Below are 18515 nucleotides of genomic sequence, written 5' to 3' on the forward strand. Positions count from 1 at the left end.
GTCACATCGCGGGCGCCGGCATGTCCGGCGCCTTCGGTGCCCGCTCCTTCATGAGGCGCGGCCAGGTGCCGTAGGTGCCCGCACGCCAGAGCCACTCGACCGGGCCCATGGCGAACAACGACAGCCAGGCCATCGAGAGGACGATATTCACCGCCCACATCGCCGCCACGACGAGATAGAGCTCGTGGCGCGCCAGCTCGCCGTACCAGCCGAGCGCGATGAAGAAGATCGCCGCCATCAGCGAATGGGCGAGATAGTTGGTCAGCGCCATGCGCCCGACCGCGCCGACGCTCGCCTTGAGGAGGCCCAGGAGCGGGCTCTTGCACAGGAGCAGGAACACGCCGAGCCAGCCGAAGGCCAGGCTGACGCGGCCGATATCGTAGGTCGCCAGCGAGTTGAAGATGGCCTGGGCGGTGTATCCGCCCTCCTGGATCATCAGCGTCTCGCGCAGATTGACGGGGATGCCGATGGCGAAGGCAACCCCCGTCAGGGCGAGCACCGGGCGCCAGCCCCACCGGCCCTGCAGCAGGCCGAGGCGGAACGCGACCATGCCCAGCAGCATGGCGGCGAGCGGATCGAACAGGCCGAACATGGCGAAGAAGCCGATGGGCTGCTTGAAGAAGGCCTCGCCGAAATTGGCGGCGCCGACCGCGAACCAGCCCTGCTCGTGAAGCTCGAACTCGGCCTCGACCGCCTCGGACTCCGGCGCGAAGAATTCCGTCATCTCCCGATAGGCCTCGATCGTGGCCTCCTGCTCCTCGGTGAGGGGCTCGCCTTGCGCATCGGCCTCGATCGCGGCCTCGTAGTCCGGCGTGAGGGAGGCGAGCTTGAAGCCGCCGCCGAAATTCATCGCGCTCGTCAGCGCGAAGAAGATCAGCGCCCAGACGAGCAGGCCGCGCATCTTCGAGCGCCAGAACACCAGGAGGAAGACGCCGCTGAGCCCGTAGGCGAAGAGGATGTCCCCGCTCCAGGCGAGCAGCACGATGTCGACGAGGCCGAACCCCATCAGCAGCAGCATGCGCCGCATGTAGATCTTCGCGCCGGCAAGCCCGAGGCCCCGGGCCTCGATCCGGTCGAGCAGGAGGACGAAGCCGGCGCCGAACAGCATCGAGAACAGGGTGCGCATCGAGCCTTCGAAGAAGGTGTGCGTGACGAACCAGGCCTGCACCTCGCCCGGCGAAGGCTCGCCGAGCGCGGCGGGGTTGAAATAGGCCTGGAAGGGCAGGCCCATGACCACGATGTTCATCAGCAGGATGCCGAACAGCGCGAAGCCGCGCACGATGTCGAGCGTGTCGAGGCGCTCCGCGCCCGTGGTCGGTGTCAATGCCTGGCTCATGGCCACCTCCTGTCCCGGAAGTGAGCCTAGCACCGCATTGCGGGTGCGCGGAGGGAAAACTAGCCCTTCGCCGCGCGCCAGGCCCTCGCCAGGTCCATGAAGCCCTGCGGCGCGATGGTCTCGGCGCGCGCGCCCGGATCGATGCCGGTGGCCTGCAGGAGCGCTTCGGAGGATGTCCCCGCCCGGCCCGCGGCCTGGGCGAGGGATTTCCTCAGCGTCTTGCGGCGCTGGCCGAAGGCGCTTTCGGTGACGAGCGAGAGCGCCTCGATGTCGGCAAAGCGCTGGTCCGCGGGCAGGGGATCGAGCACCACGACGGCGCTGTCCACCTTCGGCGGCGGGGTGAAGGCGCGCGCGGGCAGGCTCATCGCATAGCGTGGTTTCGCGCGCGCGGCGGTGAGAATGGCGAGCCGGCCATAGGACTTGTCCGCGACCTTCGCCACGACGCGCTCGGCGACCTCCTTCTGGAACATCAGCACCAGCCGGTCCCACCAGACCGGCTCGGCCTCGAGCCACTTGATCAGCAGCGCGGTGCCGACATTGTAGGGCAGGTTGGAGGCCACGATCCGGCGGCCTTCGGACACGATCGCGGTCTCATCGACTGTCAACGCATCGGCCTCGACCACGCTCAGGCGGTTGTCGAAGGCCGCGGCGATCTCGGCGAGCGCGGCGACGAAGCGGGCATCCTTCTCGATCGCCACCACCCGGCCCGCCCCCTCCTCCAGGAGCGCGCGGGTGAGCCCGCCGGGGCCGGGGCCGACCTCGAATACGGTCGCGTCCGACATGTCCCCGCACAGCCGCGCGATCTTGCGGGTTAGGTTCAGGTCGAGCAGGAAATGCTGGCCGAAGCGCTTGTCGGCGGCCAGGCCATGGGCCGCGATCACCTCGCGCAGGGGCGGAAGGTCCCGGGTCATGAGGCGGCCTTCATCCGGTTCTCCGCCATGATGGAGGCGAGCTTGATGGCCGCGATCAGGCTGTCGGCGCGGGCCAGCCCCTTGCCGGCGATGTCGAAGGCGGTGCCGTGATCGGGCGAGGTGCGCACGATGGGAAGGCCGAGCGTCGCGTTCACGCCGCCATGGAAATTCAGCGTCTTGACCGGGATCAGCCCCTGGTCGTGATAGAGGCACAGCGCCGCGTCGTAGCGCGCGCGGGCCTCGGCGTGGAACATCGTGTCGGGCGGCATCGGGCCGGTGACGTGATGGCCCTCGCCGCGCAGCGTCTCGATGGCCGGGGCGAGGATCTCGATCTCCTCCCTGCCGAGCGCGCCGCCTTCCCCGGCGTGGGGATTGAGCCCGGCGACCGCGAGGCGGGGCTTGGCGAGCCCGAAATCGCGCTTCAGCGCACCGAGCGTCACGCGCGCGGTATGCTCGACCGCCTCGCGCGTGATCGCGGACAGGGCGTCCCTCAGGCTCATGTGGATGGTGACGAGCACGGTCTTCAGCTCGGGCGCGGCGAGCATCATGACCGGTCCGCGCGGGCCGATCCAGGGCGCCTCGCGCGTCAGGTGGGCGACGAATTCGGTATGGCCGGGAAAGGCGAAGCCGCGCGCGTAGAGCACGGCCTTGGAGACCGGGTTGGTGACCACGCCGCCGGTCCGGCCCTCCAGCGTGTTCGCGACCGCCCGCTCGATCGAGGCGATCACGGCGGAGGCGTTCTCCGGATCGGGCCGGCCAGGCTCGGCCTGGACGGGCAGGCGCACGGGATCGACCGGAAGGGCGTCGGAAAAGACCGTTTCGGCCTCCTCCGGCGCACACACGCGCGGGGCGGGCAGGTTCAGCGTGCGGGCCGCCGCCGCGAGCTGGTCGGGATCGGCATGGGCGATGAAGCTGTGCCGGCGGTCCTTCAGCGCCGCCCAGGCCTTGAGCGTGATCTCCGGGCCGATGCCGGCCGGATCGCCGAGGGTCACCGCGAGCGGCGGACGCGTCACCGGATCTCGATCGTGGCTTCGCGGCGCAGATCGCGCAGCCAGCGCCGCGACAGGAGGGAGAGCTGCTGGTTGGTCAGCTGGTTCTCCACCTGCTGGATCGAGGGAATACCCGGGCCTTCCAGCGAGCGGTTGCACAGCACGAAGGATTGCACGCCCGCGGCCGTATCCAGCAGCGGCGTCGCGTCGACGGGATCGAGGCGGGAGACCGCCTCGCGGATGGAGTCGATCAGCGCGTTCGCGCCGATCGTGCCGAGCTGGGTGACGAGCACGCCCTCGACATCGGTCACGGCCTGCTCGACCGTCTCGCAGCTGTCCACCCCGTCCATCGCGCGCGCGAGGCGGCGCCGGGCGTCCTCGTTGACGCGCGAGGCGGGCAGGGTGACCTGGACGAGTTCGAGCTGCTCCACAACGCCGCCCTCGCGCCGGTCGATCAGGGCGATGATCAGGAATCCGCCCGGGACGCGGATCGGGTTGGAGATCTGGCCGGTCTGGGTGAACTGGCCGATCACCTGCTGGACCTGCGGACGCAGCTGGCTGATCGCCTGCCAGCCGGCGTCTCCGCCATTGCTCGCCGACGGCGCGGCGGAGAACTGGCTTGCCACCGCCGGGAAGGGCGCGCCCTGGGAGAGCTGCTGATAGACGGTCTGCACCGTTCCCTGGGCCTGTCCGATATCGCCGGAGGCGGGGATCTCGATGAGGATCTCGCCGAGGCGGACCTGGGGCTCGGCCGCGTTCTCGATGATGCGCTCGCGCGCCACCTCGATCTGGTCGTCCGAGATGCGGATGCGGCTGCCATAGCGGCCGTTGACCATGATCTGCCAGGCGATCTCGGCGCGCAGCTGCTGGCGCAGCGTCTCCACCTCGATTCCGGCCTCGGTGAGGTCGGCCAGGATCTGCTCCATCGTCAGCCCGTTGCGCGCGGCGATGTCGCGCAGCGATTCGTCGACCTCCTCCTCGGTGACCTCGATCTCGAACTCGCGTGCGGTCTGGAGCTGCAGCGTTTCGTCGATCAGGCCGTCGAGCGCCTGCTCCTGGATGCGCATGAGGATGTCCTCGTTCGGCTGGATGCCGGCCGAGGAAATGATCAGGCGCATGCGGTTGCGCACGTCGAGAGTGGTGATCGGTTCGTCGTTGACGACGGCGGCGATACCCTCGACCTGCTGGGCGAAGGCGGCCGTGCCGAGAAGGCTCAGCGCGGCGAGAGCCGGGGCCAGAATGGTATGGGAGAGCTTGAACGCCATCGAGAACCTGTCGAATGAAGAGAGGGTTGACCGGGAAGATACCGATCAATGTGGGCGACGCAATGACACGTCACTGCAGGAGGCCTATTCGTCCTGCAGCGACCCGAGCGTGAAGAGGGTGACCTGGAAGCCGATCGACTGGCTGTCCTCCAGATGCCCGATATCGTAGTTCTGGCTCTCGAAGACAATACGGAAATCCGTGCACTCGTCGCGATAGACCAGCGCGGCGAGGGCCCGGCGGGTGATGTCGTCCTCGATGTCGTGATTGGCTGAGCCAATCAGACTCCAGCGCTCGGTGAGCTGCAGGCTCGCCGACAGGACGATGTCGTCGACGGGCCGCTGACCGGGCACGTCCGGGCGGATGCGGGTGTAGTCGATATCGGCAGCGAAGCGGCCGGCCTCGATGCCGAGCACGAGGTCGGTGCGCCGCAGATCGCCATCCTCCGCATCGAGCCGGTTGCGCGCCGCGATGTCGAAATAGCCGACATCGACGCTGAATTCGGCGACCCAGTCGGATTCCTCGCTTCCGAGCCCGGTTGCCGGGCCGAACACCGGCTCGTCGTCCAGACGCAGGCTGCGTCCCGCGAACACCTCGATGTCCGGGATCATCGGCGCCGTGGTATCCAGCGTCGTGGTCACGCCGAGATCGGCGCGCGCGCCTTCCTCCCAGATGTCGAAGCCGCCGGCGCGGTTGCGCGCGAACAGGCTGATGGAGTCGAGATCGACCACCTGGCTGTCCTCGTTCGGCGGCGTGTCCTGGGCCTCCACCTCGCTCGCGGTCACCACGTGTGCGCGGGGCGCGACGATCACGTCGCCCCACTGGGCCACGCGCGCGAACGGCCAGGACACGTCGAGGCCTGCCGCGCCGAGCGTGCGCGTGAAGTTGCTCGAGCCGGTCTCGACCCCGAACCGGTCCGTCTGCGTGATGGAATAGGCGTCGAAGCGGCCGACCGCATAGGGCTCCGCGCGCACCCCGAAGGGCAGGATCGCGACCCGCGACCAGCTCGCCTCCGCGCTGGAGCGGATATAGTCGTCGCCATCCTCGCGGGTCAGCGCAGCGACGGAGAGATCGGTCTCCAGCTGGCCGGCCCAGGCCGGAAAGGGGAGCTCGGCCAGAAAGCGGCCGACGGGGGCGACGATCGGGATCCGGTCGTCGTTGAAGTTCTCCAGCAGGCTCGTGATCTTGATCGTGGCGAGGTCGGCGTAATACCGCTCGCCGCGGCCCTGGACATAGGCCTGGCTTGCCAGGAACCGGTTCTCCACCTCGTAGAGCCCGCCGCCGAGATCGGGGATTTCATTGAAATCGTAGCGGCGCAGGTAGAGATCCTCGGCCGTGGCCTGGATCCCGAAGCCCCAGCTCCATTGCTCGCTGATGGCGAAACGGCCCTCGGAGAAGACGTGCCACTGGAACTTCTCGTCGCCGTAGAAGCCGTTCTCGTCGAAGACCCGCGGATCGGATGCCGGCAGCTCGTCGATCTGGTCGGGGTCGATGAATTCGCGCTCGTAGGTGAAGCTGCCTTCCAGCGCGATCTCGCCGGAATAGAAGCGCTTGCGCCAGTCGAGTTCCATCACCGGATTGACCTCGGTCATCAGGCGCGGCGCGACCACCAGGTCCTGATAGGGCGAGATCACCCAGAGATAGGGCTGGGTGTAGGAAAACCCGAGCCGGTTGGAGATGTCGATCGTCGGGATTAGGAAGCCGGACCGGCGCGGGGTCGAGGGATCGGCATGGGCGAATACCGGCGAGTAGAGCACCGGCTGACCCAGCACCTCCAGGCGCACGTCGCGGTAATAGATCATCTGGTCGTCGAGATCGCGCACCACCCGGCCGGCGCGCAGGCGCCAGGTCGGCGCGCCCCCGTCCTCGCACAGGTCGCAGGCGGTGTAGTAGCCGTCGGTCAGCTCCACGGTGCCGTCGGCGCGGCGCACCGCCACCGCAGCGGCGGCCTTGCCCTGGTTTTCCAGAACGGTTGCAAAGCCCAGCGCGACGCCTTCGCTCATCTCGTCGTCGAGTTCGATCTCTTCGGCGAGCTGGGCTGCGCCCGGCCCGTCGAACAGGCGCACATTGCCGCGCGCGATCACGCGCCCGGTCGCCGGGCGGTATTCGATCTCGTCGGCGAGCAGGACGCGTTGGCCGGACTGCATGCGCACGCCCTCGCGCGCGTACAGCACCTGGTTCTCGCGGTCGTCGATGAGAATCCCGGCCTCGAGATAGACCGGATCGGCAGATTGCTCTGTGCCCGGCTCGCCTTGCGCCGAGGCGGTGCCGGCGATCAACGCCAGCGCGGCACACGCCGTAAACAAGGCACGCATCGGGCGGATCTCCCTCGAATGTCCCCGAGACATGTTCCGTCTCTATCGGATTGCGGCGCGGGCGTCCACGCTTCAGCCGTCCTCGGTGTGAGCGATGTAGAACAGGGCGCACAGCACGAAGATGGCCGGTGCGCTCCACACCGCGCTGACGGTATCGAGCGTGCCGGCGCTGCCCAGGCTGATCATCAGCTCCTGCATGAAGTAGAGCAGGAATCCGGCGGTGCCGCCGGCGAGCGCGAAGCGGGCCGCGCCGCCCAGCCGGACGAGGCGCAGGGTGGCCGCCACGGCCAGCAGCGCGGCCGCGACCAGGGTCAGCGGTTGGGCGAGCAGGGCCTGCAGGCGCAGCTCGTAGGGCCGTGTCGACAGCCCCGCCTCGCGCGCCGAGGCGATCACGCCGGGCAGGTTCCAGAACGACACTCCGCCCGGCGAGCGCGCCCGCTCGAACAGGGCCTGGCGTCCGATCGAGGTCGGCAGGGCGACATCGCCGAGCACGGTGCGCGGCGCGTCCTCGGTCAGCTCCACCGCGTCTTCCAGCGACCAGAAGCCGCCGGCCAGGCGCGCGAGTGCGGCCTCGATGCGCCGGTCGAGGCGGGGCGCGCCCTCCGTCGTGCGGATGTAGGAGCGGAAGACCGGGCCGTCGAGCTCGCCCTCGTCGGGATCGAATCCCGTCGCCGTGATGATGGTGAAGCCCTCCGGCGTCTCCTCGCGCAGCCAGACCGGACCGGTCGCCACGGCGGCCGCGCCGGTCTGGCCTTCCAGCAGACGTTCGCGGATGAGTTCGAAGCGGGCCTGCGTCATCGCGCCGACCGGGTTCAGCACGGTCGAGCCGATGATGCCGAGCAGCAGGGCGAGAACTGCCGCCGGGCCGAGAATGCGCCAGGCCGAGAAGCCGGAGGCGCGCATCACGATGAGCTCGCTCCTCCGGTTCAGCCGGAAGAAGGTCCACAGCGTGCCGAACAGCACGATGAAGGGCAGGGTCTCCTGCACCAGCAGGGGCGCCTTGAGGAGCGTCAGCCGGATCGCCTGCAGCGGGCTTATGCTCGCACGCGTGGCGATGTCGCGAGAGGTTTCCACGAAGTCGACCAGGATGATGACCGCGACGATGACGACCGCGGCGGCTGCGACGCCGAGCAGGGTCTGCACGAAGAGATAGCGTGACAGCGTCTTCATGCCGCCCTCCTGCGCGGGCCCCCGGACAATCGCCGGATCAGCCGGTCGGGCCGGTTGATCGCGGTGATGGCCATGGCGATGCCGAACAGCGGCACGGCGTATTGCAGCCAGTTGAAGCCGGCGTCGTCGCTCGCGGCGGCCTGCACCGCGAAGCCGAGAAGCCTCAGCCCCATGGCCAGCGCGCCGCCGAGCACGATGAAGCGCACATAGCCGGTGCGCCGGTGTTCCACCGCCAGGAAGGCCGACGCGGCGAACAGGGCGAAGGCGAGATTGTAGAGCGGGGCCGACAGCCGGTAGTGGCCTTCCGCCTTCAGCGAGGCGGCGCCGCGCGCGCGGGCGAGGTCGGTCGGGGTCGGATCGAGCAGTTCGGGCAGGAAGCGGTCGCTTTCCTTGAAGAAGAAGGCGGCCGTGGGATCGATGAAGGCGGCGAGGTCGAACTCGTAGCGCTCGAAGGCGAGCGTGGTGAGCTCGCCCTGCTCGTCGGTCTGGGACAGCTGGCCCTGCTGCAGCAGCATGACCGGGCCGCGCTCGGTGCGTGTGATCAGCCCCTGCGCCGCGGCATAGGCCCGGCTCTCTGCGCCCCGCCCGTCCTGGATGAAGACATCGCGCATCACGCCGTTCTCGCCGACCTCGCGGGCATAGAAGGTCACGCTGGCGCCGAGATCGACGAACTCGCCCGCGCGCATGAAGCTTGCTGCGAGATCGGTGCGCACGTCGTAGACCGTCTGGCGCATCTCGCGGAAGGCGACCGGCTGGACGAAGAGGTTGATCACGAGATTGATCAGGAGGGCGTAGACCGCAAGCCGGACGAAGGGTGTCAGGCGCTGGCGCCGGCTCATTCCCGCGGCCGCGCCCACCGTCAGTTCGGAATCGTTGACCAGCCGGTTCATCGACATCGCCACCGCGATGAACACCGCCACCGGCAGGATCAGCGCCACGATCTGCGGCATCGCGAGCAGCGTGATCCACACGAAGGTGAAGGCGGTCTCGCGCCGGTCGGCGACGAGCTCGATATTGGCGAGCGACTGCGTCATCACGGCCAGGCCGGTCAGCGCGGCCAGCGTGGTCAGGACGGGCCACAACCCCTGGCGGAACAGGTATCTCTGATAGAGATTCATCGGCGCGCGGCCTTGCGCAGGAAGCGGACGGAATCGGCGGTGCGGGCCGACGGCGGTGAGCGCAGTGACTTCTAACGCGCCCGCCTATCGGATACCACAGGGATCGTGACTCGCAATCGCGCCGCGCCCGGGCCGGTCCCGGGACGGGCTTGACGAAAGGCGGATCATGTCCAGTTCTTCGCGCGTTCAGACGCGAAAGCGCGCCGTGCCAGATCGATATCCTGTCGAAACGAAGAGAAAGAGACCGTCATGAAGATCAAGTTCGCCGAATCGGCTTCCGGTGACGCCATCGCGGTGCCGTCCTGGTCCAAGGCCGCGCTGAGCGATGCCGCCAAGGGCCTGGACGAGGCTGCGGGCGGCGCGATCTCGCGCGCCATCAAGGCCTCGCGCTTCAAGGGGGAATCCGGCGACGTCCTCGAGATCGCCGCCCCCTCCGGCGTGGATGCCGACCGCATCGTGGTCTTCGGCCTCGGCGACAAGAAGGACGCCGAGGGCAATGTGTTCGAGAAGGCTGCCGCGGGCGTCGTCAAGCAGCTGCTGACCTCGGGCGCCAGGACCGTCTCCTTCCGCCTCGACGGCATCGCCGACAACGAGAGCGCCGCGCGCGCCGCGCTCGGCGCGACGCTCGCCGCCTACCGCTTCGACGGCTACCGCACCAAGCTGAAGGACGAGAAGAAGCCCTCGCTGAAGACCGCCGAGCTTGTCGTCTCCGACGAGAAGGCCGCCAAGAAGGTCTGGAAGGGCTGGGAGCCCGTCGCCGACGGCGTGCGCACCGCCCGAGACCTCGTCATGGAGCCGGCCAACGTCCTCTACCCGGCCGAGTACGCCAAGCGCGTGAAGGCGACGCTGGAGAAGCTCGGCGTCGAGGTCGAGGTGCTCGGCGAGAAGGAGATGGACAAGCTCGGCATGAACGCGCTCCTGGGCGTCGGCCAGGGCAGCGAGCGCGAGAGCCAGCTCGTCGTCATGCGCTGGAACGGCGGCAAGAAGGACGACAAGCCGCTCGCCTTCGTCGGCAAGGGCGTGTGCTTCGACACCGGCGGCATCTCCCTGAAGCCCGGACCGGGCATGGAGGAGATGAAGGGCGACATGGGCGGCTCGGCGGCCGTCGTCGGCCTGATGCAGGCGCTCGCGGGCCGCGACGCCAAGGTCAACGCGGTCGGCGTGATCGGGCTCGTCGAGAACATGCCCGACGGCAAGGCCCAGCGTCCCGGCGACATCGTCAAGTCGATGTCCGGCCAGACGATCGAGATCCTCAATACCGACGCCGAAGGCCGGCTCGTGCTGGCGGACGCGCTCTGGTACACCCAGGACCGCTTCGATCCGAAATTCATCGTCGATCTCGCCACGCTGACCGGGGCGATCCTGATCAGCCTCGGCCACGAGCACGCGGGCATCTTCTCCAACGACGACACGCTCGCGGAGAACATGTCCAAGGCCGGCAAGGCGAGCGACGAGACGGTCTGGCGCCTGCCGATCGGGCCGGAATACGACCGCCAGATCGACTCCCACATCGCCGACATGAAGAATCTCGGCGAGGGCCGCAATGCCGGCTCGATCGCCGCGGCGGTGTTCCTGCAGCGCTTCGTCAACGACAAGCCCTGGTGCCATATCGACATCGCCGGCACCGGCATGCATTCCGGCTCCAAGGACCCGCGCAAGCCCGCCTTCGGCACCGGCTACGGCGTGCGCCTGCTCGACCGCCTGGTGCGCGACTATTACGAGGGGTAGGGCGGAACCGCTGGCTGTCCTCCTCCGCACTGCGGGGGAGGACATCGCTGCATCATGAGCGAACTCTGGTTCTACCATCTCGAGCGCGCGAGCGTGGACGAGGCATTGCCCGAGCTGCTCGGCAGGCTGCTCGAGCGCGGCGGGCGCGCGCTCGTCGTCAGTCCCGACGAGGAGCGGCTGAAATCGCTCGACTCCCATCTGTGGACCTTCCGCGACGACGCCTTCCTGCCGCACGGGCTGGACACCGAGCCCGGCGCGGCGCGCCAGCCCGTCCTGTTGTCGGCCACCGTGCGCAACGTCAACGGCGCGTCCATGCTGTTCGCGCTGGATGGAACCGAGCTCGATCCCCAGGAGCTGAAGGACTGGGAGCGCGTCGTGGTGATGTTCGAGGCCGCCGACGAGGCGGGCGTCGCCAGGGCCCGCGCGCTCTGGGCCGCCTCGAAGTCGGCGCAAATTCCGGTATCCTACTGGCGACAGAGCCCGCAGGGGCGTTGGGAGAAGAAAGCATGATCCGCACGATGGCCGCCATCACCGCCGCCGGCTTCGCCCTGTCGGCCTGCGCCGTGCTGCCCGACCGGGAAGGCCCCGGCGAGGTCACCAGCCCGGAAGTCGACGTCAGCCAGGTCGACGAGGACGGCCCGGACGCGCGCGACTGCCCGGCCGAGCAGTACCAAGTCCTCGTCGGCCAGCCCCGCGAAGAGATCCACGTCTCCAGCCTGCCGCGCCCGCACCGCATCTACGGCGAAGGCGACATGGTCACGATGGACTACCGCCCCGAACGGATGAACATCGTTGTGGGCTATGACGGGCGCGTGATCGAGGTGAAGTGCGGGTAGGGGCGCACCGGACGTGCGCGGGCCGGCCCGCGCGCGTCCCGGCGAAAGGCGGAACCCAGACATCGCCGAGCGACCCTGTCAGGTGCGGGTGCGCGGCCTCTACCGGGCCCCGGCTTCCGCCGGGGAGCGAGGACGCGACCGCTAAACCCCCGCCTCGGCGCGCGCCGCTTCCAGCTTCTCCTCCGCCTCCAGCCACTTCGTCTCGGCGGCCTCGATCAGCTCTTCGGCCCTGGCGCGCTTCTTGTTGAGCTCGGCGGCGAGGTTCGGGTCCTTTTCCCACAGGCCGGGCGTGGCGAGGCCGGCATCGATCTTTTCCAGGACGCCGCGCAAGCGCTCGGCCTCCTTCTCCCATTTCGCGGCTTCCGCCTTGAGGGGTTTCAGCTTCTCGCGCGCCTCCGCGGCGTCGCGGCGGCGCTCGGTCTTCTGGCCGCCGGCGGGCTTCGAGGCGCCGCGCGGTTTCGCCTCCTCCTCGCCCTTCAGGACGAGGCGGCGATAGTCGGCGAGATCGCCGTCATAGGGGGCGATCGTGCCGTCGGCGCACAGCCAGAGCCGGTCCACGCACGCCTCGATCAGGTGGCGGTCGTGGCTGATCACGATGACCGCGCCCTCATAGGCGTTGATCGCCTCGATCAGGGCCTGGCGGCTGTCCATGTCGAGATGGTTGGTCGGCTCGTCCAGGATCATCAGATGCGCGCCGTGGAAGCTGATGAGGTTCATCAGAAGGCGCGCCTTCTCCCCGCCCGAGAGCGAGCCGGCCGGGGTCTCCTGGCGGTCGCCGGGCAGGCCGAAGCGCGCCAGGCGCGCGCGCCGCTGGGCCTCGGTGGCGTCCTCCATCAGGGAGAGGATGTGATCGTAGGCGCTGTGCCTGGGATTGAGCGCGTCGATCTGGTGCTGGTGGAAATGGGCGATCTGCGCCTTCTTGTGCATGCGCAGCGTGCCGCCGGTGAGCGGGAGCTGGCCGGTCAGGAGCTTGGCGAAGGTCGACTTGCCCGAGCCGTTGCGGCCGAGCAGCCCGATGCGGTCGTCGATGTCGATCCTCAGATCCATGCCGGTCAGCACCGGCGCGTCCTGGGTGTAGCCCGTCGCGCCGTCCTCGATGCGGATCAGCGGATTGCCCATGCGGCGGGTGGCGACGGGAAACTCGAAGGGTGCGACCGGGCTCTCGATGCTGGTGGCGATCGGGGTCATCTTCTCCAGCATCTTCACCCGGCTCTGGGCCTGCTTGGCCTTGCTGGCCTTGGCCCGGAAGCGGTCGACGAAGCTCTGCAGGTGACGGCGCTTCTCCTCCTGGCGCTCCTTCAGCTTCATCTGCAGGGTCTGGCGCTCGGCGAGCTGGCGCTCGAACTGGTCGTAGCCGCCCTCCCAGATGGTCAGCTTGCCGTCCTTCAGGTGCACGATCGCGTCCACGCTGGCGTTCAGCAGATCGCGGTCGTGGCTGATGATCAGCACGGCGCCGGGATATTTCCTCAGGTGCGTCTCAAGCCAGATCGCGCCTTCCAGGTCGAGATAGTTGGTCGGCTCGTCCAGCAGGAGGAGGTCCGGCTCGGCGAACAGGGTGGCGGCGAGCGCGACGCGCATGCGCCAGCCGCCGGAGAACTCGGCGCAGCGGCGCTGCTGGGCCGCGGCGGAGAATCCGAGCCCGTGCAGGATCGCCCCGGCGCGCGCCTCGGCGGAATGGGCGTCGATGTCGGCGAGCCGGGTCTGGATCTCGGCGATGCGGTTCGGGTCGGTCGCGGTTTCCGCCTCCTCCAGCAGCGCCGTGCGCTCGGTGTCGGCGGCCAGCACGTAGTCCATCACCGTGACCGGCCCGCCGGGCGCCTCCTGGGCGACCGAGCCCAGCCGGGCGCCGGGCTGGACGAAGACCTCGCCGTCGTCCGGGCTCGCCTCGCCGCGGATCAGGCGGAACAGGGTCGACTTGCCGGTGCCGTTGCGCCCGACGAGGCCGTACTTGGCCTTCGCCGGCAGGTACAGCGTCGCCTGGTCGAACAGGACGCGGCCTTCGATGCGGTGTGTGAGATCGTTGACGTGCAGCATGGGCGCTGCCGGTTAGCACGGCTTCACAGGAGGGGAAAGCGCCGCTATAAGCCGCCGCGAATTCCTCCCCGTCAAAGCCAGAAGGACGTTTCACCGATGGCCGTTCAACGTACGTTTTCCATCATCAAGCCGGACGCCACCGCGCGCAACATCACCGGCAAGATCAACGCCATGATCGAGGATGCGGGCCTTCGCATCATCGCCCAGAAGCGCATCCGCATGTCGCGCGAGCAGGCCGAAGGCTTCTACGCGGTCCACAAGGAGCGTCCCTTCTTCAAGGATCTGGTCTCCTTCATGATCTCCGGCCCTGTCGTGGTGCAGGTTCTCGAGGGCGAGAACGCCATCGCGAAATACCGCGAAGTCATGGGCGCGACGAACCCGGAACAGGCCGCCGAAGGCACCATTCGCGCGCGCTTTGCGGAGTCCATCGAGGCCAACTCGGTGCACGGTTCCGACGCCCCGGAAACCGCCGCCCAGGAAATCCCCTTCTTCTTCAAGGAAGAAGAGATCGTCGGCTAATCCCTTCGATCCTCATGGGTCTCGGAACCCCCGGCCGGTGGCCGGGGGTTTTTGTTTTGAGCTTCAAAGGCCCGCTTCCCGCCGAAAGGCGGGACCCGGGGACCGAAGCATGCCATCGCGAGAGGACGGCGCGCATCTTCTCCTGGGCCCCGGCTTTCGCCGGGGAGCGATGATGTGCAATCTGTTCTCGAAACCAGCTGAGAGTCTCCATGTCCGACCTCCACGCCCTCATCGAGCGCCTGCCCAAGGCCGAGCTTCACCTTCACCTGGAAGGCACGCTGGAGCCGGAGATGATGGTGGCGCTGGCCGAGCGCAACGGGGTCGACATTCCCTACGCGTCTGCGCAAGAGGCGCGAAAGGCCTATGACTTCTCCGATCTGCAGGACTTTCTCGATCTCTACTATGTCGGGATGAAGGTCCTGGTGACCGAGCGGGACTTCCACGATCTCACGCTCGCCTATTTCGAGCGCGCGCACGCGGACAATGTCCGCCACGCGGAGATCTTCCTCGATCCGCAGGGCCATACCGAGCGCGGCATCGATTTCGACGTCTGCATGAGGGGCGTGCTGTCGGCCTGCGAGGAGACCGAAGAGCGGTTTGCCATCACGTCGAAGCTGATCCTGTGTTTCCTGCGCGACCTCTCCGAGGAGAAGGCGTTCGAGACGCTGGAGGCCTGCAAGCCCTGGCTCGACCGGATCGAGGCGGTGGGGCTTGCCAGCGCGGAGAAGGGCAATCCGCCCTCGAAATTCGCCCGCGTCTTCCAGGCCGCGGCCGATCTCGGGCTGAAGCGGGTCGCCCATGCGGGGGAGGAGGGACCGGCCGAGTATGTCGAAGAGGCGCTGGACGTTCTGAAGGTCGACCGCATCGATCACGGCAACCGGGCGCTCGACGACATGGCGCTGGTGCGCCGGCTGAAGGCCACCGCCATGACGCTGACGGTCTGCCCGCTCTCCAACCTCGCCCTCAAAGGTGTCGCGCGCCTGGAGGACCACCCGATCAGGACCATGCTCGATCTCGGGCTGCGCGCCACGGTCAATTCCGACGATCCGGCCTATTTCGGCGGCTATGTGAACGAGAACTACCGCCGCGCCGCCGACGCGGTCGGGCTGACGCGCGAGGACGTGATCCAGCTCGCTAAGAACTCCTTCCTGGGCTCCTTCCTCGGCGAGGAGGAGATCTACGCCCACCTGGCGGAGATCGACGCGGCGGCAGGGTAGGGGCGGTCACAGCTCCGGCTTCTTCCTCATCGCCTTCTTCTGCGCGCGTTCCTTCTTGGCCTCCTTCTGCCGGCGGATGGAGGAGAGGGAGGGGCGCGTCTTCTTCCTCGGCTTGGGCTTGTGGCTCGCCTTGACGATCAGGGCCTTCAGCCGTTCGCGCGCGGCCTCGCGGTTCATCGCCTGGCTGCGATGGTCCTCGGCCTGGATGATCAGTTCGCCGTCCTTGGTCATGCGCGACCCGGCGAGCCGCGTCAGGCGCTGCTTGACCGCGTCGGGCAGGGATTTCGAGCCGGCGACGTCGAAGCGCAGCTGCACGGCGGTGGAGGCCTTGTTGACGTGCTGGCCGCCGGGACCCGAGGCGCGCACGAACCGCTCCTCGATCTCGGATTCCTCGATGTGAAGCTGGTCGGTGATGCGCATGGGGCGGTGTCTAGCAGAATTTCGATGCGGCGGCGCGTGAGAAGCCCGCTGGAATCCGCGTCCGGATTTATGGACAATCCGGCTGTGATCTCTGCCCTGGGTGCCGTGCCATGCCGCTTCTTTCCACGCTGCTGTTTCTGTCCGCCGCTGCCGAGTCGCTGTCGTGTGCCGCCATCGAGCTGCGCGACGGCCGGGTCTGGACCACGATCGAGGTCAATGGCGTGGCCACCGAGGCGCTGCTGGATTCCGGAGCCGAGATGAGCATTCTGGACACGCGCTTCGCCGCGGCGATGGACGCGCAGACCTCCGGCAGCGCGACGGCGCGCGGCAGCGGGGCGCAGACCCTGGAGGCCCGTTTCCTGCCGGACACCCGCCTCTCGGTGGCCGGGTTCGAGATCGGCGATGCCACCATTGCGGTGATCGACCTGTCCGATGTCGCCGAGCGCCTGATCGGCGGCCCGCTGCCCGCGATCGCCGGGCGCGAGGTGTTCGACGCGGCGCGCCTGCATCTCGATTTCGCAGCGGGAACAGTCTGCGCGGTGGACCGGGAGGCTGAACCGGCCGGTCATCGCTTCGAGCTGACCGAACGGGCCGGCATCATGGCCTTTCCGGTCGAGATCGAGGGCACGTCGGTGCTTGCCGATTTCGACATCGGCAACCGGGGCGCCCTCCTGGCGATGCGCGCCTTTGCCGAGGCAGCCGGGCTGTACGATGGCCGCCCGGTCGAGGCGGTGAGCGGTGGCGGGCTCGGCGGTGCGGTGGCGCGCGACCGGCTCGTGGTCGAATCGGTCGCGCTCGGTCCCTTCGTCCACCGCGACGTGACCGCCGACATCCAGCCGGGCGAGCCGGACGAGGCGCCGGCCAATGTCGGGCTCGGCCTGCTCGCCGGTTACCGCATCACCGTGGACTATTCGCAGCGCGCGCTCTGGCTGGAGCCGCGCTAGACCTCCGGATTGAACATGCGCCGGTCGGGATCGCAGGCCGTGCTCGGATCCATGCGCACGCGCTCGGCGGTGACGCGCGCCTTGCCCTCCACGACGAGCTTCAGGCAGGCCGGATAGAGCCGGTGCTCGGCCTCCAGCACGCGGCGGGCGAGCGTGTCGGCATCGTCGCCGGGCATGACGGGCACCGCGGCCTGGCCGATGATCGGGCCGTCGTCCATCTCGGGCCGCACGAAATGGACCGTGCAGCCGTGGATGCGCACCCCGCTCTCGATCGCGCGCTCGTGCGTCGACACGCCCTTGAAGGCGGGCAGGAGCGAGGGGTGGATGTTGATCAGCTTGTCCTTCCACCGGTCGATGAACCAGGGGGTGAGGATGCGCATGAAGCCGGCCAGGCACACGAGCTTCACGCCCGCCTCGCGCAGCTTCTCGTCGATCGCCTTCTCGAACGCCTCGCGCGCCTCGAACAGGGTGTGATCGACGAACTCGGCCGGGACGCCGGCCTCGCGCGCGCGGTCGAGACCCTGCGCGCCGGCCTTGTTGGAGATCACCAGGGCGATCTCGGCCGGGAAGTCCTCCTCCCGGCAGGCGTCGAGAAGGGCCTGCATGTTCGAGCCGCGCCCCGATATCAGGACGCCGACCTTGGTCTTCTTCGCCATGGCTGTCAGTCCGTCGTGAGGTCGCCGATCACGCGGGCAGTTTCGCCCGCGCCCTCGAGGGCCGCAAGGATGTCATCGGCCTCGCCGGCCTCGACCGCGAGGATCATGCCGATACCGCAATTGAACGTGCGCCGCATCTCGGCCTCCTCGATCCCGCCTTCCTCCTGGAGCCACCTGAACACGGCCGGGCGCTCGAAGGTTGCGTAGTCGACCGTGAAGCTCAAGCCCTCGGGCAGCATGCGCGGCGTGTTCTCGGTGATGCCTCCGCCGGTGATGTGGGCGAGGCCCTTGATGCGGCCCTCGTGGATCAGGGCAAGCAGGGACTTCACGTAGATGCGGGTGGGCTCCAGCAGCGCCTCGCCCAGCGACTTCGCCTTCGCGAAAGGCGCGGCATCGTCCCAGGCGAGGCCGGAGCGCTCGGCCACCTTGCGGATCAGCGAGTAGCCGTTCGAGTGCGGACCGGAGGAGGCGAGCCCGATCAGCGCGTCGCCGGGCTTCATCGCGTCATGGCGCGGCAGGAGGCGCCCGCGCTCGGCCGCGCCGACGACGAAGCCGGCAAGGTCGAAATCATCGCCCGCATACATGCCGGGCATCTCCGCGGTCTCCCCGCCGATCAGCGCGCAGCCGGCCTGGCGGCAGCCTTCCGCGATGCCGGACACGATCTGGCGCCCGCGCTCGGGATCGAGCTTTCCGGTCGCGAAGTAATCCAGGAAGAACAGCGGCTCGGCGCCCTGGGCCAGCACGTCGTTGACGCACATGGCGACCAGATCGATGCCGACCGTGTCGAGCCGGCCCGTCGCGATGGCGAGCTTCAGCTTGGTGCCCACCCCGTCGGTGCCGGAAATCAGGATCGGATCGCTATAGCCGGCGGCCTTCAGGTCGAAGGCCCCGCCGAACCCGCCGAGATCGGCCTCGGCGCCAGGGCGGCGCGTGGAGCGCGCCAGCGGCTTGATCGCCTCGACCAGCGCATCGCCGGCATCGATGTCCACGCCGGCTCCGGCGTAGGTCAGCGGTGACTTCGAGGATGACTGCGACATCGCTACTCCTGTCCTCTGCCGG

Annotated in this window: 17 protein-coding genes; 6 read left to right on the forward strand and 11 right to left on the reverse strand. The window is 68.6% G+C overall.

What is annotated here, in order from left to right:
• Position 1 precedes the first annotated feature (1 nt).
• From JW792_RS01780 to JW792_RS01810, 7 genes are all read right to left on the reverse strand, one after another.
• The gene (locus tag JW792_RS01780) at positions 2-1336 is read right to left on the reverse strand and encodes a DUF418 domain-containing protein (RefSeq protein WP_135994369.1); all 1335 of its coding nucleotides are present in this window, start codon (positions 1334-1336) and stop codon (positions 2-4) included.
• Positions 1337-1395: 59 nt separating this feature from the next.
• The gene (gene rsmA / locus JW792_RS01785; RefSeq protein WP_135994368.1) at positions 1396-2247 is read right to left on the reverse strand and encodes a 16S rRNA (adenine(1518)-N(6)/adenine(1519)-N(6))-dimethyltransferase RsmA; all 852 of its coding nucleotides are present in this window, start codon (positions 2245-2247) and stop codon (positions 1396-1398) included.
• On the reverse strand, positions 2244-3260 hold the full coding sequence (gene pdxA, locus JW792_RS01790; RefSeq protein ID WP_135994367.1) for a 4-hydroxythreonine-4-phosphate dehydrogenase PdxA: 1017 nt from the start codon (positions 3258-3260) through the stop codon (positions 2244-2246). Before pdxA ends, rsmA begins: the two co-directional genes overlap by 4 nt.
• Complete coding sequence (locus JW792_RS01795; protein ID WP_135994366.1) at positions 3257-4501, reverse strand: peptidylprolyl isomerase; 1245 nt, start codon at positions 4499-4501, stop codon at positions 3257-3259. The genes pdxA and JW792_RS01795 overlap by 4 nt, the downstream gene beginning before the upstream one ends.
• Positions 4502-4585: 84 nt before the next feature.
• On the reverse strand, positions 4586-6814 hold the full coding sequence (locus JW792_RS01800) for an LPS-assembly protein LptD (protein WP_158291507.1): 2229 nt from the start codon (positions 6812-6814) through the stop codon (positions 4586-4588).
• A 72-nt stretch (positions 6815-6886) separates the two neighbouring features.
• Entirely contained in the window at positions 6887-7984 is a 1098-nt protein-coding gene (locus JW792_RS01805) for an LptF/LptG family permease (protein WP_135994364.1), read from the reverse strand.
• On the reverse strand, positions 7981-9102 hold the full coding sequence (locus tag JW792_RS01810; protein ID WP_135994363.1) for an LptF/LptG family permease: 1122 nt from the start codon (positions 9100-9102) through the stop codon (positions 7981-7983). The genes JW792_RS01805 and JW792_RS01810 overlap by 4 nt, the downstream gene beginning before the upstream one ends.
• A 249-nt stretch (positions 9103-9351) precedes the next feature.
• Here JW792_RS01810 and JW792_RS01815 point away from each other — a divergent pair, with 249 nt between their 5' ends.
• The 3 genes from JW792_RS01815 to JW792_RS01825 are packed head-to-tail and all read left to right on the forward strand — an operon-like array spanning position 9352 to position 11666.
• Positions 9352-10830, forward strand: coding sequence for a leucyl aminopeptidase (locus tag JW792_RS01815; RefSeq protein WP_135994362.1), 1479 nt, complete (start codon positions 9352-9354; stop codon positions 10828-10830).
• A 54-nt stretch (positions 10831-10884) separates the two neighbouring features.
• Positions 10885-11340 carry a DNA polymerase III subunit chi gene (locus JW792_RS01820; RefSeq protein WP_135994361.1) on the forward strand — a complete coding sequence of 152 codons (456 nt, stop codon included), beginning with the start codon at positions 10885-10887 and terminating at the stop codon, positions 11338-11340.
• Positions 11337-11666 carry an I78 family peptidase inhibitor gene (locus JW792_RS01825; protein ID WP_135994360.1) on the forward strand — a complete coding sequence of 110 codons (330 nt, stop codon included), beginning with the start codon at positions 11337-11339 and terminating at the stop codon, positions 11664-11666. Before JW792_RS01820 ends, JW792_RS01825 begins: the two co-directional genes overlap by 4 nt.
• Before the next feature lie 141 nt (positions 11667-11807).
• Here the strand turns inward: JW792_RS01825 and JW792_RS01830 are convergent, their stop codons facing one another.
• Positions 11808-13700, reverse strand: coding sequence for an ABC-F family ATP-binding cassette domain-containing protein (locus JW792_RS01830; protein ID WP_135994359.1), 1893 nt, complete (start codon positions 13698-13700; stop codon positions 11808-11810).
• 96 nt (positions 13701-13796) lie between these two features.
• On the opposite strand from JW792_RS01830, the gene ndk reads away from it, so the two are divergent.
• Together ndk and JW792_RS01840 are read left to right on the forward strand one after the other, a co-directional pair.
• On the forward strand, positions 13797-14219 hold the full coding sequence (gene ndk, locus JW792_RS01835; RefSeq protein WP_135994358.1) for a nucleoside-diphosphate kinase: 423 nt from the start codon (positions 13797-13799) through the stop codon (positions 14217-14219).
• A gap of 209 nt (positions 14220-14428) precedes the next feature.
• Positions 14429-15436, forward strand: coding sequence for an adenosine deaminase (locus JW792_RS01840; RefSeq protein ID WP_135994357.1), 1008 nt, complete (start codon positions 14429-14431; stop codon positions 15434-15436).
• Between the two features lie 6 nt (positions 15437-15442).
• On the opposite strand, the gene arfB is transcribed toward JW792_RS01840, so the two are convergent.
• Positions 15443-15856 carry an alternative ribosome rescue aminoacyl-tRNA hydrolase ArfB gene (gene arfB, locus JW792_RS01845; RefSeq protein WP_135994356.1) on the reverse strand — a complete coding sequence of 138 codons (414 nt, stop codon included), beginning with the start codon at positions 15854-15856 and terminating at the stop codon, positions 15443-15445.
• A gap of 110 nt (positions 15857-15966) precedes the next feature.
• Between arfB and JW792_RS01850 the strand changes: the two genes are divergently transcribed.
• Complete coding sequence (locus JW792_RS01850) at positions 15967-16800, forward strand: retropepsin-like aspartic protease (RefSeq protein WP_135994355.1); 834 nt, start codon at positions 15967-15969, stop codon at positions 16798-16800.
• Here the strand turns inward: JW792_RS01850 and purN are convergent.
• Together purN and purM are read right to left on the reverse strand one after the other, a co-directional pair.
• Entirely contained in the window at positions 16797-17456 is a 660-nt protein-coding gene (purN, locus tag JW792_RS01855; RefSeq protein ID WP_135994354.1) for a phosphoribosylglycinamide formyltransferase, read from the reverse strand. The genes JW792_RS01850 and purN overlap by 4 nt on opposite strands.
• Before the next feature lie 5 nt (positions 17457-17461).
• Positions 17462-18493 carry a phosphoribosylformylglycinamidine cyclo-ligase gene (gene purM, locus JW792_RS01860; protein ID WP_135994353.1) on the reverse strand — a complete coding sequence of 344 codons (1032 nt, stop codon included), beginning with the start codon at positions 18491-18493 and terminating at the stop codon, positions 17462-17464.
• Between the last annotated feature and the right edge of the window lie 22 nt (positions 18494-18515).

Origin of the sequence: Marinicauda algicola (assembly GCF_017161425.1) — a bacterium.
GTDB classification, from domain to species: Bacteria; Pseudomonadota; Alphaproteobacteria; order Caulobacterales; family Maricaulaceae; genus Marinicauda; species Marinicauda algicola.